General features: G+C 42.8%; 3 protein-coding genes and 1 pseudogene. 1 reads left to right on the forward strand and 3 read right to left on the reverse strand.

From position 1 onward, the window contains the following. Positions 1 to 587: pseudogene (locus ENH88_RS21005) on the reverse strand (ribulokinase); the annotation flags it as partial. A gap of 238 nt (positions 588 to 825) precedes the next feature. Here ENH88_RS21005 and tal point away from each other — a divergent pair. Next, positions 826 to 1,779: a transaldolase gene (tal, locus tag ENH88_RS21010; RefSeq protein WP_304185315.1), complete on the forward strand. Its 954-nt coding sequence runs from the start codon at positions 826 to 828 to the stop codon at positions 1,777 to 1,779. 131 nt (positions 1,780 to 1,910) lie between these two features. Here the strand turns inward: tal and tkt are convergent, their stop codons facing one another. Continuing rightward, positions 1,911 to 3,911 carry a transketolase gene (tkt, locus tag ENH88_RS21015; protein WP_304185316.1) on the reverse strand — a complete coding sequence of 667 codons (2,001 nt, stop codon included), beginning with the start codon at positions 3,909 to 3,911 and terminating at the stop codon, positions 1,911 to 1,913. Between the two features lie 98 nt (positions 3,912 to 4,009). Continuing rightward, the gene (locus tag ENH88_RS21020) at positions 4,010 to 4,534 is read right to left on the reverse strand and encodes a cytochrome b (RefSeq protein WP_304185318.1); all 525 of its coding nucleotides are present in this window, start codon (positions 4,532 to 4,534) and stop codon (positions 4,010 to 4,012) included. Positions 4,535 to 5,004: the final 470 nt, after the last annotated feature.

The raw sequence follows: 5,004 nt of genomic DNA on the forward strand, positions 1-5,004 counted from the left end.
ACTTCAGGGTGCGTGGTGCCACACATTAATGCTGTCATCCAATCACAATGCTCTACCCATGAGTAAGTTGCAGCTTTTACAGCGGCGTCATCTCTGAAGATATGTAGTGCTTTAGCCCAGTACCATTCTGATGAATAGATACCGCCCATATGTGAAAGATAATTAACCTCGTTATTGGTCGCGGCTGTGGTGATCTCATTCGCTTCTTTAATCGACGTATGGTCTTTCCAAAGAATGAACATCGCATTTGGATTTTCAGCAAACTCGTCAGTCAGCGCTAAAGGTGTGCCTTGGCTATTAATCGCCACTGGCGTTGAGCCGGTGGTGTCAAAGCTCATACCAACAACTTTATCCGCAGTACCCGCTGGCACTTGTTGCCATAGACCATTGACGACCTCAATCAAACTATCGATGTAGTCTTGTGGATGCTGGCGAAATTGATCTTTACTCGGGTCACAGTATAAACCTTGTGCCCAACGCGGATAATTAACTAAATGGCTAGCCAGCTCTTTACCTGTGGTTACATCAACAAGCAGTGCTCTTACTGAATCAGAGCCATAATCTAAGCCCAATGTATAACGAGACATAAATACCTTTCACTAATTGGATACTAACAATGTTAGTCATTACTGTTATTTGTATGATAATATCAATAATGACAGGTTGTAAAGGTATTATAAAAATATTATTAACAGATTAATTCTGAAATATTCGTGACACCTGTGCCCTTTAAACTAATGTTTTGCGGTAATAAAGGGCTTAAGCCATGGCACAAGCAATGCTAAAAGCCGTTAATTTATTTTGTATGATGAAAATAGGATGTCTATGTCTAGCCAATTAGAACAATTAAAAACCATGACCACTGTGGTTGCTGATACCGGTGATTTTGAAGCGATCGATCAATATAAGCCGCAAGATGCCACAACCAATCCATCGTTATTGCTCAATGCGATTAAAATTGAAAAATACCGCCCACTGGCTGTTGAAGCTGTTGCTTGGGCTAAGCAACAAACCAATGACACTGCACAAGTGATCAGCAAAGCTGCAGATAAATTATCAGTATTAATTGGTGCAAACTTAATGGCACAAGTGCCTGGTTTAGTCTCTACTGAAGTAGATGCGCGCTTATCATTTGATACTCAAGCAACCATTAATAAAGCGCTTGAGTTGGTTGCGCTATATAAAGAGCAAGATATCGATACTTCACGGGTACTGATCAAAGTAGCGTCTACATGGGAAGGTATTCAAGCTGCAAAAGTACTCGAGCAACAAGGTATTCGTTGTAACTTAACGTTGGTGTTTGCTTTTGCTCAAGCCCGTGCCTGTGCTGAAGTCGGTGCTTATTTAATCTCTCCTTTTGTTGGTCGTATTCTGGATTGGTATAAAGCAAACCAAACTGATAGCGATTTTAGTGGTGCTAATGATCCAGGCGTACAGTCTGTTGCACATATTTATAACTTCTTCAAAAAGCACGATTATAAAACCATCGTTATGGGTGCAAGCTTTAGAAACATCAGCGAAATCCAATTGCTGGCAGGCTGTGATAGATTAACTATCAGCCCAGGGCTACTGTCAGAGCTGGCAGCAACCGATGCCCCATTAGCGCGCCAGCTAACGACTACCACTGAAACGGTTGCAGCGCCTGAGCCTATGACTGAGCAAGCGTTTCGCTGGGAAATGAACCAAGATGCAATGGCGACTGAAAAACTAAGCCAAGGTATTCGTCAATTCGCCATTGACCAAGAAAAGCTTGAAGCTATTCTAGCCGAGCTAATCTAAATCATTAACTAAGCTGAGCTCTGGATAATAAATCATTTATCAAGAGCTCAAATTAAACACATAAAAAAGCCCGCTGATTTGATTAAATCAGCGGGCTTTTTGTTCAGGTAAATATCTTAACCTTGAGTTACTTAATCGTTTAGTAACGCATTTGCCTTAGCAACTAAGTTCTCTACGGTAAAACCAAAATGCTCAAGCAATACAGCACCCGGTGCTGACTCACCAAAAGTAGTCATGCCTAATACATCGCCATCTTGGCCAACGTATTTATACCAGAAATCACTGTGTGCAGCTTCTACGGCAATTTTAGCAACGCCTGCAGGTAATACACTTTGGCGGTAGGCTTTATCTTGCAAGTCAAACTGATTGGTTGATGGCATAGACACAACACGAACTTGCTTGCCTTGAGCTGTTAGTTCAGCTGCCGCATTCACCGCTAATTCAACTTCAGAGCCAGTCGCCATTAAGATTAGCTCTGGTGTTTGCGCGCACTCAACTAAGGTGTAACCACCTTTTGCAACATTGGCTAATTGCTCTTTCGCGCGCGGCATTGCTTTAGTGCCTTGGCGACTAAAGATCAACGCACTAGGCCCTGCTTCATTGATCAGAGCTTGACGCCATGCAACGGCAGTTTCAACCTCATCACATGGGCGCCACGTAGTCATATTAGGCGTCATACGCAGGTTGGCAATTTGCTCAATCGGTTGATGGGTTGGACCATCTTCACCTTGACCAATTGAATCATGGGTATACACAAAAATACTGTGTGCTTTCATCAATGCAGCCATACGCACAGCATTACGCGCGTATTCCATAAACATTAAGAAGGTTGCACCAAATGGGATAAAACCACCATGCAGCGCAATACCATTCATGATAGCGCTCATACCAAATTCACGCACCCCATAAAATACATAGTTACCGGCAGCGTCATCTTGTAAGCCTTTGGCATCAGGCCATAAAGTTAAGTTGGAACCGGCTAAATCAGCAGAGCCACCCATTAATTCAGGGAGTTGCTCAGCAAAGAAGGTAATGGCATTTTGTGATGACTTACGCGTTGCAATGTTTTGCATCTCATCTTGGCATTTGGCAATGTACTGATCGGCAAGCTCTGCAAAGTTACTTGGTAATGATTTAGCTGTTACGCGACGGCTAAACTCTTTACTTAATTCTGGGTGCGCTTTGCTGTACGCGGCAAACGTTTGTTGCCATGCGCTTTCTAAATCTTGGCCTTTGGCTTGGCCATTCCACTCGTTGTATACATCTTGTGGAATTTCAAAGGCAGGATGTGGCCAATTTAGTTGCTCACGAACCGCAGCAATTTCATCATTACCCAGTGGTGAACCGTGACAATCATGACTACCCGATTTATTAGGTGAACCGAAACCTATCACCGTTTTACAACAAATAAGCGTAGGTTGCTCAGGGTTAACTTGCGCCGCTTCAATCGCACTGGCAATCGCTGCCATGTCATGACCATCAACATCACGAATAACTTGCCAACCATATGCTGCAAAACGTTTTGGCGTATCGTCAGTAAACCAGCCTTCTACTTCGCCATCAATTGAGATGCCATTGTCATCCCAAAAAGCGATGAGTTTGCCTAACTTTAAAGTACCCGCTAATGAACATGCTTCATGGGAAATACCTTCCATCAAACAACCATCGCCTAAAAAGCAGTAAGTAAAGTGATCAACAATATCAAAATGTGGTTTGTTAAATTGTGCCGCTAAGGTTTTTTCAGCAATTGCCATACCTACGGCATTGGCAATACCGGCACCAAGTGGCCCCGTTGTTGTTTCAACCCCTGGTGTGTAGCCGTACTCTGGATGACCAGGCGTTTTTGAATGTAATTGACGAAACTGTTTAATATCATCAATACTGACATCATAACCACTTAAGTGAAGAAGTGCATACTGCAACATTGAGCCATGACCATTTGACAGTACAAAGCGGTCACGGTTCGGCCAATTAGGGTTTAATGGGTTATGGCGATGAAAGTTTTGCCAAAGTACCGCAGCAATATCGGCCATCCCCATCGGGGCGCCAGGGTGACCTGAGTTAGCTTTTTGAACGGCATCGACAGCAAGCATGCGGATTGCATTTGCAGATTGAGAACTGGGCAGAGTCATCTGTTACTATTTCCTGTTAATATTATATTATAATTAATATCTCAAAATGTAATATAAATAGCAATCAGAAATCACCCTAACTCGCTAAAATAGCTCATTCAGCCTAACATACGCTGTAATAAACCATCTTTTTTTATAAACTGGTGTACAAATGCCATCACTATATGACCTACAATAAGTACAAGCAAAGTCCATGCAATATAAGGATGTAACCCCCCTATATTGGCAAGCCATGCAATACCATCACTTTTTGCAACTAGTTGCACACCAAACACGGTTAAGCCATAGCCTTTACCGACCATATAAGCAAGACCAGTCACAGGCATTAACAGCATGCCTAAATATAATAGCCCATGCCCTACTTTTACAAAAACAGCCAACTGTTCGTCCGCAGGCGGTCGATTTTCACGCTGTGAAATAAACCAGCCAAGGCGCACAATAATAAGTACCAGCAGTAATACACCAATCGATATATGCCAAGGTACAAGCACTTGACCTACCCAATGCTCGCCCTCATTAATCCGATCAAATAGCTTTAACATTTGCCAAAAAATAAGCACCGCCATCACCCAATGAAAAAACCGTGAAACCGCGCCATATTTTTCTTGTGAGTCATAAAGCATAACACCCCCCATTATTTACCTACACTTCATTCAAGATAGCCTGCTTTCGTGTTTTTAGCACCTAACAGAGCAGCACAAGAAGTAAATGAGAAATAAGCTCTGGGTTACAAACATCAAGCTTTGATTTGCGGATAAACGATAAACACCTGCTTAATTGGTTGCTAAGCTGCCTGTGCAGTAGGTCGTGCTTTAGCGCGAAAGCATATTGTCGCCGTAAACATCAGCAGTATGGCGTGTAGGAGAGCGCTTTAGCGCCGAAGGGTTAAAGATAGCATCGCGCCCAGTCCGCGGGATACGATACCTAGCACCTAATCACTTTCTGGAATCTAACAGCTTTTTATATCACTGCTCTAAAGCGCAGCGCCTCATAACCTCTTTGTGAATACATCACTTAAAATCATTTTGCACAAAGAGAAGTGAATGAGAGTAAATGAGAAGACAAAAGGTAACGAGCTGCGGCTTATCCTAGC

Source organism: Pseudoalteromonas prydzensis, assembly GCF_011050055.1.
GTDB lineage: Bacteria > Pseudomonadota > Gammaproteobacteria > Enterobacterales > Alteromonadaceae > Pseudoalteromonas > Pseudoalteromonas prydzensis_A.